Source organism: Paraburkholderia sp. A1BS-2L (assembly GCF_051125205.1).
GTDB lineage: Bacteria > Pseudomonadota > Gammaproteobacteria > Burkholderiales > Burkholderiaceae > Paraburkholderia.
Window position 1 is genome coordinate 935,725 of the sequence record NZ_CP120430.1, and the last position, 17,469, is coordinate 953,193.

Annotated in this window: 14 protein-coding genes; 3 read left to right on the forward strand and 11 right to left on the reverse strand. The window is 68.6% G+C overall.

Going from position 1 to position 17,469, the window contains the following annotated elements; all coding sequences use genetic code 11:
• Positions 1-39: 39 nt before the first annotated feature.
• The 7 genes from P5W98_RS28780 to P5W98_RS28810 all read right to left on the reverse strand — a co-directional run bounded on the left by P5W98_RS28780 (position 40) and on the right by P5W98_RS28810 (position 6,798).
• Positions 40-483, reverse strand: a complete 444-nt coding sequence (locus tag P5W98_RS28780) for a BON domain-containing protein (RefSeq protein ID WP_421027199.1) — start codon at positions 481-483, stop codon at positions 40-42.
• A 30-nt stretch (positions 484-513) separates the two neighbouring features.
• Entirely contained in the window at positions 514-1,638 is a 1,125-nt protein-coding gene (locus P5W98_RS28785) for a porin (protein WP_421027200.1), read from the reverse strand.
• A 146-nt stretch (positions 1,639-1,784) separates the two neighbouring features.
• Positions 1,785-3,074: an MFS transporter gene (locus P5W98_RS28790; protein ID WP_421027201.1), complete on the reverse strand. Its 1,290-nt coding sequence runs from the start codon at positions 3,072-3,074 to the stop codon at positions 1,785-1,787.
• Between the two features lie 181 nt (positions 3,075-3,255).
• The gene (locus P5W98_RS28795) at positions 3,256-3,846 is read right to left on the reverse strand and encodes an RBBP9/YdeN family alpha/beta hydrolase (protein WP_421027202.1); all 591 of its coding nucleotides are present in this window, start codon (positions 3,844-3,846) and stop codon (positions 3,256-3,258) included.
• 2 nt (positions 3,847-3,848) lie between these two features.
• Positions 3,849-4,904 carry a 3-keto-5-aminohexanoate cleavage protein gene (locus P5W98_RS28800; RefSeq protein WP_421027203.1) on the reverse strand — a complete coding sequence of 352 codons (1,056 nt, stop codon included), beginning with the start codon at positions 4,902-4,904 and terminating at the stop codon, positions 3,849-3,851.
• A gap of 53 nt (positions 4,905-4,957) precedes the next feature.
• Positions 4,958-5,806, reverse strand: a complete 849-nt coding sequence (locus P5W98_RS28805) for a TauD/TfdA dioxygenase family protein (protein WP_421027204.1) — start codon at positions 5,804-5,806, stop codon at positions 4,958-4,960.
• 11 nt (positions 5,807-5,817) lie between these two features.
• Positions 5,818-6,798: a quinone oxidoreductase family protein gene (locus P5W98_RS28810; RefSeq protein ID WP_421027205.1), complete on the reverse strand. Its 981-nt coding sequence runs from the start codon at positions 6,796-6,798 to the stop codon at positions 5,818-5,820.
• Positions 6,799-7,114: 316 nt separating this feature from the next.
• On the opposite strand from P5W98_RS28810, the gene P5W98_RS28815 reads away from it, so the two are divergent.
• Together P5W98_RS28815 and P5W98_RS28820 are read left to right on the forward strand one after the other, a co-directional pair.
• On the forward strand, positions 7,115-9,850 hold the full coding sequence (locus P5W98_RS28815; RefSeq protein WP_421027206.1) for a helix-turn-helix transcriptional regulator: 2,736 nt from the start codon (positions 7,115-7,117) through the stop codon (positions 9,848-9,850).
• 201 nt (positions 9,851-10,051) lie between these two features.
• Positions 10,052-11,098 carry an AraC family transcriptional regulator gene (locus tag P5W98_RS28820; protein WP_421027207.1) on the forward strand — a complete coding sequence of 349 codons (1,047 nt, stop codon included), beginning with the start codon at positions 10,052-10,054 and terminating at the stop codon, positions 11,096-11,098.
• Between the two features lie 37 nt (positions 11,099-11,135).
• Here P5W98_RS28820 and P5W98_RS28825 read toward each other — a convergent pair whose 3' ends face one another.
• The 4 genes from P5W98_RS28825 to P5W98_RS28840 are packed head-to-tail and all read right to left on the reverse strand — an operon-like array spanning position 11,136 to position 14,393.
• A complete protein-coding gene (locus P5W98_RS28825) occupies positions 11,136-11,450 on the reverse strand; it encodes a Rieske (2Fe-2S) protein (RefSeq protein WP_421027208.1) in 315 nt (104 codons plus the stop codon).
• A complete protein-coding gene (locus tag P5W98_RS28830; RefSeq protein WP_421027209.1) occupies positions 11,440-12,123 on the reverse strand; it encodes a DsbA family oxidoreductase in 684 nt (227 codons plus the stop codon). Before P5W98_RS28830 ends, P5W98_RS28825 begins: the two co-directional genes overlap by 11 nt.
• Before the next feature lie 22 nt (positions 12,124-12,145).
• On the reverse strand, positions 12,146-13,483 hold the full coding sequence (locus P5W98_RS28835) for an MFS transporter (protein ID WP_421027210.1): 1,338 nt from the start codon (positions 13,481-13,483) through the stop codon (positions 12,146-12,148).
• A gap of 40 nt (positions 13,484-13,523) precedes the next feature.
• Positions 13,524-14,393: a universal stress protein gene (locus P5W98_RS28840; RefSeq protein ID WP_421027211.1), complete on the reverse strand. Its 870-nt coding sequence runs from the start codon at positions 14,391-14,393 to the stop codon at positions 13,524-13,526.
• Positions 14,394-14,680: 287 nt separating this feature from the next.
• On the opposite strand from P5W98_RS28840, the gene P5W98_RS28845 reads away from it, so the two are divergent.
• The gene (locus P5W98_RS28845; RefSeq protein ID WP_421027212.1) at positions 14,681-17,425 is read left to right on the forward strand and encodes a LuxR C-terminal-related transcriptional regulator; all 2,745 of its coding nucleotides are present in this window, start codon (positions 14,681-14,683) and stop codon (positions 17,423-17,425) included.
• Positions 17,426-17,469 lie beyond the last annotated feature (44 nt).

Sequence of the window (17,469 nt, forward strand, 5' to 3'; positions counted from 1 at the left end):
TGAGGGCCCCATTGGCCCAACTTTGCCCGCCCCTGACGCTTACTGCCCGAGAGGCCGCTGCACCGTGAGCTTGTTGGTCACCGACTTCACGCCCGGCACGGCCTTCGCCACAGCTGCCACGGTGTCGATCTGCGACTGTTCCTCGACCGTGCCATTGAGCGTCACAGCGCCGTCACGCGCCACGATGCTGATATTCCCCGCATCGATTTCCTTGTGCTTGCCAAGCGCGGCGTACACCTTGCGGCTGAGCGCACGGTTGGCCTTCCGCACCTCTCGGGCTGTGGAGGCAGCCGGCGCGGCTGTCGCCCCCTGAGCCCCCTGAGCCCCCTGAGCCCCCTGAGCCCCCTGAGCCCCCTGAGCCGCCGATGAAGCCGATGCCCCCGCCGTCTCGCCGCCCTGTGCGCGCACACCCACCGCCCCGCCCGCCAGCAAGGCCGCCATCGAGGCGGCCACACTCATGCGCAGGATTCCTTTTTTATTCATGGCAACGCTCCCGTTAGCCGAACTGCGAAATCAGAAAGTGTGGCGAATGCCGAGCATCGCCGCCGTGGTCGAGACGCCAGGCGCAACCGGCGCGCCATAGGTGATCGCCTGGTTCATCGTTCCATGGTTGTCCACGTAGCCCACCTGCGCGTAGAGCAGGGTGCGCTTGGACACGCCGTATTCGGCGCCGACTGCATATTCGCTCGAATGGTTTGCCGAGACGTTGCGGTCCTTCAGATAATAGAACCCCGACGTGACCTTGAAGTACGGCGTGAACTGGTAGCCAAGGCCGCCTGAAATCATTTCATAGTCGCCGTGCTGCGTGTTCGCCGGATTCTTGCCGATGCCGTACGAAGCCGACACCGAAAGCGCGTGGAACGTGTACTTGGCGCCCAGGTAGTAGAGCCGGTTGTTGTTGAGCCCGGTGGCCGGGGCGTTGGCCGGCAGGTTCGTATCGTGGCCGTTGTAATAGACGGCGGCCAGATTCAGGCCGTAGTTCGAATACTTGAGCACGGCCGACTCGCGCGTGCCGCCCTGGATTTGCCCCGGCACGCCGCCCGGCGCATATTCGAGCGCCGCTGAAACACCGTAGAACTTCGGCGATTGATAGACGATGGCGTTGCTGTCGTACAGCGCGCCATACGGCACGTTGGTGCTCGTGCCGGGCCACCCCGACGCCTGGCTCAGCCCAAGCCAGGCGCTCAGGATACTGCCGAAGTACTGCGCGTTGCGCACATCGGTGTCCGCCATCGCGTAGATCATCGGGGTGTATTGCCGCCCCGCGTCGATCGAGCCGAACGGCCCTGAAATGCCAATGGTCGTCTGCTGATTGAACATGGCCGTGGCGCCCGCGGTGTCCGCGAGGCCGAGCTTGCCCGTGGAGCTGTTGAACACGCCTTGCAGCCGGAAATTGACCTTGTAGCCGCCGCCGAGGTCCTCGGTCCCCTTGATGCCCCAGAAGCTGGCATAGATGCCCGCGTCCTTCAACGCGAACACGTGGCCCAGATTCTTCGCGTTCGGCGCGAACGAGGCCGCCGAAGTGCTCTGATACAGCAACCCCGTATCGATGGCGCCGAACAGCGTCACCGACGATTGCGCGTGTGCCGCGCCGGCCGTGACCGCGAGTACGGCCAAGACGCTCAACTTCCGTTTCATGCTCTCTCCTCCAAACTATTGTCAAGGCCGTGCGGTGCTGCCCTTTGCGTGCGGCCCGCTGTCTTCCTCTTTGTCAACGGCTGTTCTTCTTGTTGTCCTGCTGCTTTGCTGACTACCTGCCGTGGCTTGTCCAGCCACGGCATTATTCATACCTCGCGCTGCCGCGCGAGATCACCCGCGTAGCGGCGCTTGCCGAGCACGAACAGCAGCGCCGACACGAGCGCCGCGAACGGAATCCATTGCAACGCCATGTGCAGGCCCATGCGATCGGCGATCAGGCCCACGATGACCGGGCCGGCGGCCAGGCCGAGCAGGTTGTTGGCGAGCGACCAGAGCGCCATGGCCGTGGCGTGAATCGAAGGCGCCGTGAGTTCGGCCACCAGTGCGCCGGTCGGCCCGCACACGCCCGAGGCCATAAACATGCCGACGCCGATCAGCACGAGTTGCAGCGGCCCCGGCGGCACGTGAAATGCGCTCGCGAACGCCGCAAACACCAGCACGCAATACGTGATGGCCATGGTCCATTTGCGTGTCCCGTTGAGACGGCTGACGCGGTCGGTCAGCACCCCGCACACGATCATGCCGATGCCTGAGATCAGCACGAAGCCGGCGGCCAGCACGCTCGCGCGGTCGAGCCGCATCGCATAGGTGCGCACGAGATAGCTCGGCAGCCACGCGAACATCGCGCCCGGCAGGATCAGCTGGACGCCGCAGGCCACATACGCAAAGCCGACCGATTTCGAGGTGAACAGCGCCTGCGCGAGACCGCGCGGCGTGAAGCGGGGCCGCGCCGCGCTGGCAGCAACGCGTGCGCGCTCGGGCGCGAGCCGCCGTTCGGTCACGACGATGCGATAGATCACCGAGAGCACGAGGCCGACCACCGCCATAGTCGCGAACGACCAGCGCCAGCCGAAATGCGCGGCCACGATGCCGCTCAACGCCATCCCGAGCATGGAGCCGAATGCGCCGCCCGCGAGAAACGAACCCGAGAGCGTGGCGCGCAGATGCGCCGGAAACACGCTGAGCACGACCGCGAGGCCGACGCTGCCGTAGGCCGCCTCGCCCACGCCCACGAAGAAGCGCGCCGCGAACATCTGCCCGTAGCTGGCCGATACGGCGCAGCCAAGCGTGGCGATGCTCCACAGCACGGCCATCAGAATCAGGCTGCGCACGCGTCCCCAGCGGTCCGCGAGCAGCGAGAACGGAAAGGTCAGCAGACCCACCATCACCGAGACGATGCTGCTCAGCGATCCTAACTGCGTGTCGGTGAGCATCCACTCGGCTTTGAGCAGCGGAAAAACGGCGTTGAGGACCTGGCGCGACATGTAATCGGCGAGCAGCAGGCCGAAAGTCAGCGCGAAAACACTCCAGGCATAGGCCCGGGATACGGTTGGTGCGCCCGCAGGGGCGTCTCCCAGTGCGGCAGTCGCTTGCATTCCCACTTTTGTCTCCATGAATCATTATCACGGTGTCCGGGCGCGGAAACGCGCCTCGGATATACCCATCTGGCGTGTTTTTTTATTTGGTGCTGCAGCGAGAGCGGTGTCGGCCCGCCTTGTATCGCTTTGACCGCGCGCGCCTTACAGCGTAGCGCGCGTGAGCCCATCGATGAATCGGTTACGACACGGGTACGGCACGCCGCGCGAGCGCGGCGATCAGGTCGTCCGCGCCGGGCCATTCGCCAAACCCGCTGGCTGGGTTCAGGTGACCGACGTTGCCGAGATCGACCACCTCGCTGCGCCACGCGCGCGCAAGTTCGAGCACGCGTTCGTAGCGGGCGAGCGGGTCGTCGTGGCTCGCCGCCACGATGGACGGGAACGGCAGCGGCGCGCGCGGCACCGGCAGCCATCCGCTCGCGTCGAGCGCTTCGAGCGTCGGATAGCCTTCGGGCATCGGCGCCTCGAAGTCGGGCGGCGCCGCCAGCAGCGCCCCTGCGATCGCACGCGGATAGCGCCTCGCCCAATGCGCGACCATCACGCAGCCGCCGCTATGCGCAACGATGATCACGGGCGCGTCGATGCCCGCGACCACGGCTTCGATGGCCTCGACGCGCGCGGCGCAATCGAGGTCGTCGCGGCCCATCGGCGGCACGGCGGCCACCGGGCGGTTCTGCGCGCGCAGGCGCGCTTCGAGCAGGGTCTGCCAGTGCTGCGCGACGTGGTCGCGCAACCCCGGGACGATGACGATGACAGGTTCGGGGCGCGCCATGATCAAGCCGCCGATTTCACGAGGCCCAGACCCGCGGGCTTGTGGTTCGGCAGATAGCCGTTGGCGGCCAGCGTCTCATCGGCGTCCTTGTAGAAGGTGCCGATGCGGTAGATCTCGCGCGCTTCCTTGCCCGACGCGATCTCGCGGCCCAGTTCGTGCGCCACGCGCACGCACTGCTCGATCTGCTCGACCGAGGTCATGCGCTGGCCATGCTGGCCGATGATCGTATCCTCGATGCCGCAGCGCGGGTGCAGGCCCATCGCCATCGCCATCATGTTGAACGGCAGCACGTTCTTGAGCAGCGACTCCGCCGTGAACGTGCAGCCCTGCGGGGCGCGGTGCACGAAGTTGAAGAAGTTGAACGGGTTCGGGCCGTCGAAGCCGCCGCCGATGCCGATCCACGTCAGGTTAACCGGCCCGAGATAGGCGCCCTTGCGGATCAGGCGTTCGAGCGTTTCCAGCGCATGGATGCCGGTCAGCTGGAAATGCGCCTGGATGCCCGACGCATGCAGGCGGCGCAGATGCTCCTCGAGCCACTGCGGGCCGGCCGGCACCGTCATTTCGCTATACGCCGCCTGGAGCGCCGGATTCGCCAGCGAGGTGCCCGCCAGATACTCGGGGTAGAGCAGCTCCATGATGTTCATCTGCGTGGTGTTGATCGCCACGGTCACCTGGTCGGGCTTCGGCTCGAGTTCCGCGAGCATGTGGCGCGTGTCGTCCGAGAGCCACTTCGCGGCCTGGCCGTCGTCTTCCGGCGCGAACGAGATCGAGCCGCCCACCTGGATGATCATGTCCGGCACCGCCGCGCGCACGCCGGCAATCAGCTCGTTGAACTTGGACAGGCGCTTGGAGCCCTTGCCGTCCAGTTCGCGCACGTGCAGGTGCAGCACCGTTGCGCCTGCGTTGTAGCAATCCACGGCCTTCTGGATCTGCTCTTCCATGGTGACGGGAATGTCCTCGGGAAAGTCTTCGGGCATCCATTCGGGGCCATACGGCGCAACCGTGATGACGACCTTGTCCATGTTCTCGGGGTGCAGCGAATTGTCGAGAAATTGCATGTCTTCCTCCAGTATTGTGTTTTGCTGTCGTGCGCAGGTCAGGCAGTGGCCAATCAGTACGGCACGTCGCCGATGATCCCCGCGCGCTCCATCTTGCGGTGGCAAGGCGGGTAGTCCATGACCGCGTAATGCTGCGTGCTGCGGTTGTCCCAGATCGCCACGCTGCCCGGCTGCCAGCGCCAGCGCACCTGGTACTCGGGGATATACGCCTGGCTGATGAGGTACTGGAGCAGGTGTCCTGCGCCCGGGTTGCCGTCCTGGCCGTAGCGCACGCGCGCGGGCGTGTGGTAGTTCACGAAGTGCGTGGTGAAGGCGTTCACGAACAGCACCTTCTCGCCCGTTTCCGGGTGCGTGCGCACGACCGGATGTTCGGCGTCCGGATACTGCGCCTTCAGCGCGAGGCGCTTTTCGATCGGCATCGCCGCGCCGAAGCTTGCCTGGATGCTGTGGCTTGCGCGCAGGTCCGCGATTTGTTCCTTGACGTGCTGCGGCAGGTTCTCGTAGGCGAGCACCATGTTGGCCCACATGGTGTCGCCGCCCACCGGCGGGCATTCCACGCAGTGCAGCACCGCGCCCATCGGCGGCGCGGCGCGCCAGGTGGCGTCGGTGTGCCACGAGTTTTCGTAGCGGTCGTTGGGCTGGTCAGGCGTCTTGTAGATCTGCACGAGACCCGGATGATCGGGGTGGCTGCCCGCCACCGGATGACCCTCGAGCTCTCCGAATCGTCTGGCGAAATCCACATGGTCGGCGCGCGTGAGTTGCTGGTCGCGCAGGAACAGTACCTTGTGCCTGAGCAGCGCCGCCTTGATTTCCCCGAACAGCGCGTCGTCGCGCACCGCATCGCCCAGACGCACGCCCACCAGTTCCGCGCCGATCGCGCAGGTCAGTTGCTCGATTCTCATGATGGGCGGCCTCAGATCGTGAAGACGGAAGAACCCGTCGTCTTGCGGGCTTCGATATCGCGGTGCGCCTGCACGGCGTCCTGCAATGCGTAGCGCTGGTTGATCTCGATCTTGATGCGCCCCGCCGCGACGTGGCCGAAGATTTCATCGGCCAGCGCGGTCTTCTCGGCGGGGTCGGCGATGTAGTCGGCCAGCGCGGGGCGCGTGACGTAGAGCGAGCCCTTCATCGCGAGCACCTGCGGTTCGAACGCGGGCGCCTTGCCCGAGGCCGTGCCCACGCAGACCAGCAAGCCACGGCGCTTGAGCGAGTCGAGTGACGCCGCGAAGGTGTCCTGGCCGACGCTGTCGTAGACCACGGAAACGCCCACGCCATCGGTCAGCTCGCGCACGCGCTTCGCAACGTCTTCGCTGCGATAGAGGATCACGTGATCGCAGCCGTGCGCGCGGGCCACCGCGGCCTTCTCCTCGTTCGACACCGTGCCGATCACCGTCAGCCCCAGCAGCTTCGCCCACTGGCACAGGATCAGGCCCACGCCGCCCGCCGCCGCGTGCACGAGAATCGTCTCGCCCGCTTGCAGCGGCCAGATGCGGCGCATGAGGTACGCCGACGTGAGGCCGCGCATGGTCATGGCCGCCGCCGTTTCGCAGGCGATGGCGTCGGGCAGCTTGATGAGCGGCGCGGCCGGAATCAGCCGTTCCGTGCTGTATGCGCCCAGCGTGTTGATAAAGCCGGTGTAGGTGACGCGGTCGCCGGGCGCGACGTTGGTCACGCCCGCGCCCACCGCCTCCACCACGCCCGCGGCTTCCACGCCCATGCCCGCCGGCAGCGGGACGGGATAGAGGCCGCTGCGGAAATACGTATCCGCGAAATTCAGGCCGACCGCTTCGTGCCGCAGCCGCACTTCGCCCGGACCGGGCGCGCCCACGTCGACTTCTTCCCAGCGCATCACTTCCGGTGCGCCGGTCTCGTGGAACCTGATCGCATGTGCCATCTTCTGTCTCCTGGTTGTTCCTGCTTGCTGCTCGTTCCGATCGATAGGCCGCCGCGGCGCTCGTGGTGCAGGCGCACGCACGCGGCTATCGTGACTGAATCCATCGTAGGACGCCGTGGTGCGCCGCGCGCCCTCCTTCCAGGAGGGGGAGCCCGCCTACCCCTGCGAATTTCGCCCGTTTACCGGGTTATCACTGAGGAAATCGCCAGGCGCTCGACGCGCTGTTGTCAAATTGTCAGCCAGGGCGCCGCCGTGCATATAATCCTCCGATCGATTCCCGGCATTGCGCGCCGCGCGGCCTATTCCGATTCACCCGATGACCTTTGCGAACCGCGGCGCACCGCCCCCGTTTTCCGAACTCACGCTCAAGACCACGCCGCCGCGCGCGCCGCGCCACCTGCTCGCGCGCGAGCGGCTGAACCTCGACAGCGAGCCCTTGCGCAATCAGCCCGCGATCGTCGTGCAGGCGCCTCCCGGCTTCGGCAAAACGCTGTTGCTCGCGCAATGGCGACGCGAGCATCTCGCGCGCGGCGCCGCCGTCGCGTGGGTGTCCGCCGATGCGCACGACGACCCGCAGCGCTTTTTGCATAGCCTCGTGCTCGCCGTGCGCGTGGGCGGCGCGCAGCCCGAGTTCGGGCACACGCTGCTCGACAGCCCCTTTGCCACGCCCGACGCCAACGAGGGCTTGACCGCCTGGCTCGCCGAAGTCGCGCAGGCCGCGCTCGATCTGGTGCTGATCGTCGATGAAGCGGAGCGGCTCTCGCCGGTCGGCAGCGCGGCGCTGCTTTATCTGCTGCACAACGCGCCCGCGAATTTGCGCATCGTCGTGGCCGCGCGCAGCGGCTTCGAAACCGCCGTCGACGACTTGCGCGCCTATGGGCAATGCGTCTGCCTCGGCCCCGAGGCGCTGCGCTTTCGCCTCGACGAAACGCTCGCGCTCGTGCGCCGGCGCTTTGGCGAGCGCGTGGACACCGACAGCTGCGCACGCCTGCACGAGATCACCGACGGCTGGCCGCTCGGCCTGCAGCTCGCGCTCGCCGCGATGGAAAAGAGCGGCGACCCGCGCGGCGTCATCGACGCCATGCAGGGGCAGCCCGGCGTCGAAGGCGAGCATCTGGTGAGCAGCCTGCTCGCGCGGCTCGCCCCCGAGGACCTCGCGTTCCTCACGCGGCTCGCGCTCGTCGACATGCTGCATCCCGACCTGTGCCGCGCGCTGCTCGACAGCCCCGACGCCCCGGCGCAATTCGCACGGCTCATGCGCGATACGCCAATCTTCATGGCCAGCGACGGCAACGACTGGTGCCGCCTGCACACGCTCGCGCGCGCGGCGCTTGGCGCGCGTCTGGCCGAACTGCCGCCCGACGAGCGCGCCGGCCTGCACCGGCGCGCGATGCAGTGGCTCGCTGAGCACGGCATCCACGAAGAAGCGGCTCGCCACGCGCATGCCGCCGGCGAGCGCGAAGTGGCCTACGAACTCGCGGGGCGCTCGCTCTACGGCGCGGTCATGCAGGGGCGCCTCGCCGCCGCGCTCGACTGGCTCGAACTGCTGCCCGCCGACGAGCTCGACCGCCAGCCCGACCTGCGCCTCGCGGCGGCCTGGGCGCTCGCGCTCAGCGAGCGCCACGCCGAGGCGAGGCAACTCGTGGCGCCGATGGCCGAAGCGCACGATTGCACGCCCGAGCGGCGCTACGAATGCGCGCTCATCCTGAGCATCGCGGCCTATTACGCCGACGAGCCCGACCGCTTCCTCGCGCTGCTTGCACCGTGGCGCGAGCCGCCGCCGCTCGCCGAGCCGCGCCGGCTCCAGACGCACGCGAACCGCCTCGCGCTGGCGGAGCTGCTGCAGGGCGAACCCGCCAACGCGCGCCGCCATCTGCAACTCGCGCCGCGCGGCGACTTCGGCAAGGCGCACCGCTACGCCGCCTACTGGGGCGAGTTCATGTGCGGCCTGAGCTATCTGAACGAAGGCCAGGCCGTGCTCGCCGAAACGGTGCTGCGCCGCGCGCTCACGAGCTCCGAAACCGAACTGGGCCGCCGCCATCCGCTGCCGTGCATGCTCGCGGCGGTGCTCGCGGCTGCGCTCTTCGAGCGCGACTTCGTGGACGAAGCCGATGCGCTGCTCGCGAACCGGCTCGACGTGCTCGAACGCTCCGGCACCGCCGAGACCTCGCTGATCGCCTATGTCTGCGCGGCGCGCGTGGCGCAGGCCCAGGGCGTGGAGCGGCGCGCGCTCGACCTGCTCGATGCGATGCACGCCGCCGGCACCGCTCGCGGGTTGCCGCGTCTGTCCATCGCGAGCCTCGCGGAGCGCGTGCGGATCTACGCCGGACGTATCCACGCCGGACGTGGAAACGCCGAAACCTGCCGCGCGTTGAGCGCCCAGCTCGACGCGCTCGTCGAACAATCGCAAACCGCCGAACCCACGTGGCGCGGCCCGGTCTGGCGCCGCGACGTGGCCCGACGCCAGGCCATGGCGCATGCATACACGGCGCTGGCCCAGCAGGACTGGCCGCGCGCGCTCGAGTGTCTGGGCCGCGCGCAAACGCTCGCCGACGCGATGAAGCTCGGGCGCGAGCGAATCGAGATCATGGGGCTGCGCGCACTCGCGACCCGGGGCAACGGCGAAGACGGCTTGCCGCTGCTGCACGAGGCGATCGGCCTGACCGGCACCTATGGCCTCGTGCGCGTGCTCGCCCAGGCACATCCGGCGCTGGCCGACTGGATCCACGAAGTCGCAACGCAAGGCAGCGGCGAGCCCGTCACGCTCGCCGCGACGACGCTCGCGCCCACGACCCAGCCCGGCGGCGCGCCCCGCCGCGCGCAAGCCGCGCCGCGCGCAATGCCGAGCACGGTGCTCACGCCCAAGGAGCGCGAGGTGCTCGAACTGCTCGCGCGCAATCTCTCCAACAAGGAGATCGCGCAGGCAATCGGCGTGGGCGAAGTCACCGCCAAGTGGCATGTAAAGAACCTGTTCGGCAAGCTGAGCGCGAGTTCGCGCAAGCATGCGGTGCTGCGCGCCCAACTGCTGGGGTTGCTGGAAAGCGGCGAGTGAAACGATCGAGGCGAACCCGTCATAGCGCCGGCCTGGAACCCCATTGTGTGAATTGCACCGCGCGCGTGCTTGATCCTGCACGCCACGGCCTGACGCGCGACGACATGCGCACGCTCATGGTTATTCCGCACAGACGAAGCGCATGTGCGCCGCTACGCTCGGCAAGTTCCGCCGTGTTGCGTCCGTTTTTCTTGTGATCCCATGCCCATCCTGGTTCGCAGCGCCTCCCTCACCAAGTATTCGGAAATTGCCCATCACGCGGGCATCGATCCGGTGCGTGCGCTGCGCGAAGCGGGGCTCGATCTGTCGTGCCTCACGACGCCGGACCTGCGCATTCCCGAGGCCAGCCTCGCACGCGTGTTCGAAGTCTCGCTCGCGGGCTGCGCCGGGCGCGCCGAGTCCCGCACGCTTGGCGCGCGCATTGGCGAAGCGTGGCGGCTCTCCGACTTCGGCTCGCTCAGTCTCTTGCTGCAGCATCAGCCCACGCTGCGCGAGGCGCTCGCGCGCGTCGAGCCCTACCGGCATCTGCTGAGCGATTCGGTATCGGTTCAGCTGGAGGAAATCGACGACACCGCGGTGCTGCACGTTGCGCTCGTGACCGCGCGCCCCGATCCGGGGCCGGAGATCGTCGAATTGACCGTAGGCGCGGTGCTGAGTCTCGTGCGCGCCATGCTCGGCGCGCAGTATGCGCCACGTGCCGTGCATTTCTCGCACGCCGCTCCCACGCGGCTCGAAGTGCACCGGCGTTTCTTCGGATCGCGAATCGAATTCGACAGCGAGTTCGACGGCATCGTGCTGGCCCGCCAGGATCTCGACCGTGCGAGGCCGCTCGCCGACGCCTCGCTCGCGCGATATGCACAGGAGCTGCTCGATTTGCAGCCCCGCTATGGCGAGGCATCGCTCGCCGACAACGTGCGCCGCGCAATCCATCTGCTGCTGCCGCGCGGCGCCGGCACGATCGAGCCCGTGAGCGAGCGCCTCGGCCTCTCGCCGCGCACGCTGCAGCGCCAGCTCGAACAGCGTGGCGAGCGGTTCTCGTCGCTCGTGAACGAAGTGCGCGCGTCGCTGGCGGCGCGATATCTGGCGCAGCCGCGCCATTCGGTATCCGATATCAGCGACCGGCTGGGGTTTTCCGAACCCAGCGCATTTTCGCGCTGGTTTAGTGCGGAATTCGGGCAGCCGCCGAGCCGCTGGCGCGCGGCGAATTTCGGCGCGCGCCAGGAAAAGCCGCAAGGCGACCGGCACTGAGCGCTCCGGGCCGCCGCGCGCCAGCGGCGCATTTCGCTCAGGCCTGCTCGACCTCGACCATCAGCTTCCCGTCAACCGTCCTCACCGGCAGCACGCCCAGACACAATCCCCCCGCCCCCGGCATGCAACCCGTGCGCAGATCAAAGCGCAATCCGTGCGCGGGGCAGGTGATCAGGCTGCCTTCGAGATGCCCGCTGGCCATCGACGCACCGTTGTGCGGGCAACTATTCTCGATAGCATGCAGACTGCCTTCCACATTGAAGACCACCACGCTGCGCCCATCGATGAAAGCGAGCTTGCGCTGCCCGGGCGCCAGGCTATCCGCCGCGCCGATGTCGACTTCACGCTTCATGATCGTGCGCCTGAGTCAGATCCGCCGCGTGCAGCATCGCCTCGATCAACACTTGTGGCGGCTGCGCGCCGCTGAGCGTATAGCGCCCGTCGAACACGAAATAAGGCACGCCATCGACGCGGTTCGTCGCGCCGTGCGCACGCGGCTGCGATGCCGATGCCGCATCGTCCACCCCGCATTCGCGTGCGATGCGCGAGAGCGTGGCCGCATCGCCGATGTCCTCGCCCTCGATGAAATACGCGGTAAAGAGACGCTCGATGAGCTCAGCGTGGGTGCCGCGATAGCGTCCCCCGTCTAATTCAGTTGTGTGCGCAACCAGTGCATGAGCCGCCGCCGTGTTCGGCAACACCCGAATGCGCTCGAACGCGAGCTCGACGCCCGCAGCGCGCGCGGCCTGGCGCACCTGTGCGCGCCGCTGCGCGACGGCCTGCGCGCTGCCGAGACGTGCCAGATAGAACGCCTCGTAAGGCAGGCCGCCCACCGGTGTATGCGGCAGCAGCTCGACCGAGTGCCACGCGACCTGCACGCTCACATGCGGCCAGCGCGCCTCGAGCGCCGCGATCGCGGCTTCGAGATTGCGCTTGCCGATCAGGCACCACGGACAAACGAAGTCGAAATAAAAGTCGATGTGCAGCACCCGGTTGGGCGCCGCGGGAGAAAGCGGTTGAGTCATCGATACAGGCTCCACGGCAGGATCATTGAGGTGCGCGCGCCGGATGGCGGCTGCGCACGGCTTGCAGCCCCGCGCCATAGCGGCGCTTGCCGAGCACGAACGCGAAGGCCGCCACCAGCGCCACGAGCGGCGCGACCTGCAAGGCGCCGAGCAGGCCGATGCGGTCCGCGATAAAGCCGACGACGAGCGGCCCTGGCGCAAGCCCGACCAGGTTGTTCACGAGCGTGAGCGTGGCGAACGCGGGCGAATGGATCGACTCGTGCGTGAGATTGGCGACCATCGCGCCAGCCGGCCCCGAGGTGCCGGCCACGACGAAGATGCCCGCGCCGAGCAGGACCAGTTGCAGCGGGCCCGGGCTCAGATGAAAGCCGCCGCCTAGCAGCGCGAACGACAGCAGCGAAAACGCGATCGCCATCGTCCACTTGCGCTCGGGCGCGTGCCGGCTCACGCGATCGGTGACCACGCCGCACACGATCATGCCCGTCCCGCCGAGCAGCACGAACACGGCAGCAGCCATCGCCGCGCGGTCGGGCGGCAGGCCGTAATAACGGTTCAGGAAGCTCGGCAGCCAGGCTATCACGGCACCCATGATGAAAAGCTGCAGGGCGCTGCCGAGATAGGCGCAATTCACCGAGACCGTGGAGAAGAGTCCCGCCAGCACGCTGCGCAGGCTGGGCCGCCGGGCTTCCCCGGCTTCGCGCGCCGCGCCCTGAACGGGGATCTGCGCGCCGCGGTTGCGCGCGATGCGCGCTTCGGTGACGACGAGGCGAAACGCGAGCACGAGCGCGAAGCCGAGGCCCGCCATCATGCCGAACGCGGCGCGCCAGCCCAGATGCACCGCGAGCACGCCGCCCGCCGCCATGCCCAGCACCGAGCCGAACGCGCCGCCGGCCATGAACGCGCCGGTGAGCGTCGAGCGCAGGCGCGCCGGAAAGATGCTGATGATCAGCGCAACGCCGACGCTCCCATACGCCGCCTCGCCCACCCCGACGAAGGCGCGCGCCAGCAGCATCTGCCCATAGCTGGCCGCGGCGGCGCAGCCGAGCGTGGCGAAGCTCCAGAGCCCCGCCATCAGCACGATGCTGCGCACGCGGCCCCAGCGGTCGGCGACCACGGAAAGCGGAAACGTCAGGACGCCGACCATCAGCGCGACGATGCTGCTCAACGAGCCCAGACGCGTATCGGAGAGCCCCCATGTGGCCTTGAGGAGCGGAAAGACCGCATTGAGCACCTGGCGCGACATGTAGTCGGACAGCAGCAGCGCGAAGGTCAGCGCGAACACGACCCACGCATAGACGCGCGGGGATGAATCGGCGGCGCCTTGCGCGGGCGCGCCGGCCTCGATGGGATGCGTATGCAACTTTGTCTCCTGCAATATTCGTTTTTTCTGTCGCGGCGGTTTATGACGTGGCGCTGGCGACGTCGATGCTGCCGATAGCGAAAGCCGCCTCCAGATCGCGCCAGTCGTCTTCGCGCAGATAACGCTGCGCGGCCGGCACGATCACGCCTTCCTTGCGGCCGAAGTATTCCCAGACGAACTGGGCATAACCGCGCAGGGCCGCTTCGACGTTCGCGGCCCCGGCGGCGACGGCGCGCTCGAGCTCCGCGAACAGGGTCGCGCCGCGCTGGTGCTGCCGCTCGAGTTCGCCAAGCTCGGCGTCGACCACGCTCGTACGGCCGCTCAGCAGCGATGAAAGCCGGCACGCATCGCCGGTGCCGAGACGCGGGATCCGCAGGGCATCGAGCCCGCGAAGATCCAGCCCGGGATGGGCCAGCCCGGGATGGGCCAGCCGCTCGCACAACGCGCCGGCGGTGGCGCGATGGAGGCGATAGAGCGCCGCCACCACGCGCACCGCCGCCGGAGCGCGCCGCACGACGCAATGGAGCACCGGCACCTCCGACGCGGCGGTGGCCTGCGACGCCACGCAAATGAGATCGCAGCCCCGCGCGCTCGCGGTGCTCGCAAGCTGCGCCGCAGGGCTGGCCCATTTCGGGCCGGCGACGCGCATCGACTCGCAGGGCACGCCCAGCGCGCGCGCGGCCGCCTCGGCCTTCACGATGAGCATCTCCCTCACGCAGTCGTCGAAGCGACGCCCGGCCGCCAGGCGCTCGCCGTCCTGCTGCGCTGGCGCCGGCGAATCTGCCCGATAAGCGAGCGGGTAAGCGAACGTGATGCGCGCGCCGACCGAACGCGCCAACGCAACCGCTTGAGCCACCGTGTCGATGCCGGCATCGGAATCATCCACGGGAACGAGAAAATGACGATACATGGGTTCCCACTCACACAAATCCGGAGGGCGCGGCAGGCGGGCCTCATTCGAGCCGCACCGCTTCCTTCATGAAAACGATGATAGTGGCGCGGCGCGCAAACGCCCCCCTCGGCACGGAGGGGCTGGCAGATGCGAGCGGGCTCGAAGCGGTGGGCTAAATGCACGACGGCACAAGAGGGGCTTGACGCAGCCCGCCTGTCCAGCCGATGCTTTCGTGTCTCACCTATGTCGCACCCCGCGCCGGCCAGCCCGCAAAAGCTGCCAGGCCGATTCGACCCCGCCTCCAGATGCCTTCCTCAGTGTCCCCTTCCGCGCCGTCTTCCGTGTCCTCCCCAGCTTCGAGCACTCCGGACGCCGGGCGCGCCGCCAGCGAGTTCGTCCTGAAGACCGTCGCGCCGCGCGAGCCCGCGCACCTGTTCACGCGCGCGCGGCTGAGCGCAGCGAACGCGGGCTTGCGCGCGTGCCAGGCGGTGCTCGTGCAGGCGCCCGCGGGGTTCGGCAAGACCTCGCTGCTGGCGCTCTGGCGGCGCGAATACCTCTCCCAGGGCACCGCCGTCGCGTGGTTTTCCGCCGATGAGCGCGACGAGGCGCAGCGTCTCGTGCCCGGGCTCGTGCAGGCGGTGCGCACGGCCTGCGCGCGCCCGGCGTTCGCGCGCCATCTGACCGATGGCGCAGCGGGCGCCGCTCACGAACTGGAAAGCGTGACGGCCTGGCTCGCGGAAGTGGCGCAGCTCGCGTTCGAGCTGGTGCTGATCGTCGACGAAGCGGAACGGCTGCCCGCCTCCGGCGTGCGCGCGCTCGTCTATATCCTGCACAACGCGCCGCCGAATCTGCGCACTGCGGTGGCGGCACGGCACGGCCTGGACGCGCCGCTCGCCGATCTGCTCGCCTACGGCCAGTGCGCGCGCGTGGACGCCGACGCGCTGCGTCTGCGCATCGACGAAACCATCGCGCTCGCGGCCGCGCGCTTCGGCGAGCGCATGGACGCCGACGCCGGCGCGCGGCTCTTCGAGCTCTGCGAGGGCTGGCCGCTGGGCCTGCAACTGGCGCTGGCCGCGATGGAGCGCGCGAGCGACCCGCGCCAGATCGTCGAGCCGCTGGAGGGTGCGTCCGGCGAGTTGCGCGAGCGTCTGCTGCAGGCGCTGATCGCCCGGCTCGCGCCCGCCGACGTCGACTTTCTCACGCGCATCAGCGTGGTCGACACGCTCCATCCCGCGCTCTGCGTCGCGCTGACCGGCGAGCCGGAGGCGGCCGGGCAACTCGCGCGGCTCGCGCGCGATACGCCGATGTTCACGGCCGCAGACGGCAATGAATGGCTCCAGCTCCATGCGCTCGTGCGCGACGTGCTGCGCGCGCGGCTTGCGCAATGGCCGACGCCGCAGCAAACGGAATTGCACGCGCGCGCCGCCACGTGGCTCGCGGCACAAGGCATGGCAGAGCCGGCCGCGCGCCACGCGCATGCGGCGGGACAGCACCGGCTGGCGTTCGAGCTGGCCGAGCGCAGCCTGCTGGACGCGGTGCGCCAGGGCCATCTGCCCGCCATGCTGAAGTGGCTCGAACTGCTGCCCGAGGCGGAGCTCGAAGCGCGCCCGCGCCTGCGTCTTGCGGCAGCCTGGGCGCTCGCGCTCGGCGAGCGCCATCCCGAGGCCGCGCGGCAGATCGAACGCGTGCTCGCGGGGCCGGACGCCGCCAACGACGCCGAACTGCGCTACGAATGCGCGCTGATCCTGAGCGCCGCCGCCGTGTTCGCCGACGACATCGACCGCTGTGTCGCCCTGTTCGATCCGTGGGTGAACGCCGCGCCCAGCACGCATCCGTGGCTCGCGCAGATGCACGCGAACCGGCTGGGCGCGCGCGCGCTCGCGCTGGGCGAGCCCGCCCAGGCGCGGCAGTTCCAGCAGCGCGTGCCGGTGCCGGCGCAAAATTCCGCGCAGACGAGCTACGTCGGGCGTTGGGGCGCGTTCGTGGTCGGCTTCAGCTACTTTCACGAAGGCCAGCTTCAACTGGCGGAAACCGTGCTGATGCCGGCGCTCGCCAGCGCCGACGCGGATCTCGGCCGCCGCCATCCGCTCAGTTGCATGCTGGCCGCGCTCTGCGCGACGCTCGCCTACGAAGCCGACCGGATCGACGAAGCCGCCGCGCTGCTGGCCAACCGGCTCGATGTGCTGGAGCGCAGCGGCACGCCGGACACCGTGATGCTCGCCTGGCGCACCGCGGCGCGCGTGGCGGTGGCGCGCGGCGCCGAGCACCGTGCGCTCGACCTGCTCGAATCGCTGCATGCGCTCGGCGTGACGCGACGGCTGCCGCGCCTGTCGATGGCGAGCCTCGCCGAGCAGGTGCGCATGCACGCGAACTGCTACCGCGTGCAGACCTGCGAAGCGCTCGTGCAGCGCATCGATGAACTCGCGCTCGAAAACGCCACAGCGCAACGGCCGCTATGGCGTCGTCACGTCCTGCTGATGCAGGCGCACGCCCACGCGAGCGCCGCCATCGCCGCGCGCCGCTGGCAGCAGGCGCTCGACGCGCTCGGCGAAGCCGCGCAGCTTGCGGACGCCATGAAGCGCCGCTGCGAAAGCATCGAAATCATGGCGCTGCGCGCCTACGTGCTGGAGCAAACCGGCGCGGACGGCCGCGCGCTGCTGCTCGAAGCCGTGGACCTCGCACAGACGTTCCATCTGTCCCGCACACTTTCCGATCTGCACCCGGCTGTGGCCGACTGGGCACGGCGCACGCTCGAAACATCGCCGGGCGCGCCCGCGCACAACCCCAACCCGATCGCGGCACCGCGCGTGATCCGCGCTGCACCGCAAACGCGTGCCGTGTCGGGCGTCATCCTCACCCCCAAGGAGCGCGAAATCCTCGAACTGCTCGCCCGCGCGCTCTCGAACAAGGAAATCGCGCTCGCACTGGGCGTGGGCGAAGTCACCGTGAAGTGGCATCTAAAAAATCTGTTCGGCAAGCTCGACGCGAGCTCGCGCAAGCACGCCGTGCGCCGCGCGCTCATGCTCGGGCTGCTCGAAGCGGCGGAATAGCGGAGGCGTGCAAGTTGCGCATGGCATAATCACGCGGTTTTCCA

Coding starts and splice junctions, on each gene's coding strand:
- P5W98_RS28830 (WP_421027209.1), bottom strand. CDS start 12,123: ATGACTCAACCGCTTTCTCCCGCGGCGCCCAACCGGGTGCTGCACATC.
- P5W98_RS28800 (WP_421027203.1), bottom strand. CDS start 4,904: ATGCAATTTCTCGACAATTCGCTGCACCCCGAGAACATGGACAAGGTC.
- P5W98_RS28820 (WP_421027207.1), top strand. CDS start 10,052: ATGCCCATCCTGGTTCGCAGCGCCTCCCTCACCAAGTATTCGGAAATT.
- P5W98_RS28780 (WP_421027199.1), bottom strand. CDS start 483: ATGAATAAAAAAGGAATCCTGCGCATGAGTGTGGCCGCCTCGATGGCG.
- P5W98_RS28815 (WP_421027206.1), top strand. CDS start 7,115: ATGACCTTTGCGAACCGCGGCGCACCGCCCCCGTTTTCCGAACTCACG.
- P5W98_RS28845 (WP_421027212.1), top strand. CDS start 14,681: ATGCCTTCCTCAGTGTCCCCTTCCGCGCCGTCTTCCGTGTCCTCCCCA.
- P5W98_RS28785 (WP_421027200.1), bottom strand. CDS start 1,638: ATGAAACGGAAGTTGAGCGTCTTGGCCGTACTCGCGGTCACGGCCGGC.
- P5W98_RS28825 (WP_421027208.1), bottom strand. CDS start 11,450: ATGAAGCGTGAAGTCGACATCGGCGCGGCGGATAGCCTGGCGCCCGGG.
- P5W98_RS28790 (WP_421027201.1), bottom strand. CDS start 3,074: ATGCAAGCGACTGCCGCACTGGGAGACGCCCCTGCGGGCGCACCAACC.
- P5W98_RS28840 (WP_421027211.1), bottom strand. CDS start 14,393: ATGTATCGTCATTTTCTCGTTCCCGTGGATGATTCCGATGCCGGCATC.
- P5W98_RS28805 (WP_421027204.1), bottom strand. CDS start 5,806: ATGAGAATCGAGCAACTGACCTGCGCGATCGGCGCGGAACTGGTGGGC.
- P5W98_RS28810 (WP_421027205.1), bottom strand. CDS start 6,798: ATGGCACATGCGATCAGGTTCCACGAGACCGGCGCACCGGAAGTGATG.
- P5W98_RS28795 (WP_421027202.1), bottom strand. CDS start 3,846: ATGGCGCGCCCCGAACCTGTCATCGTCATCGTCCCGGGGTTGCGCGAC.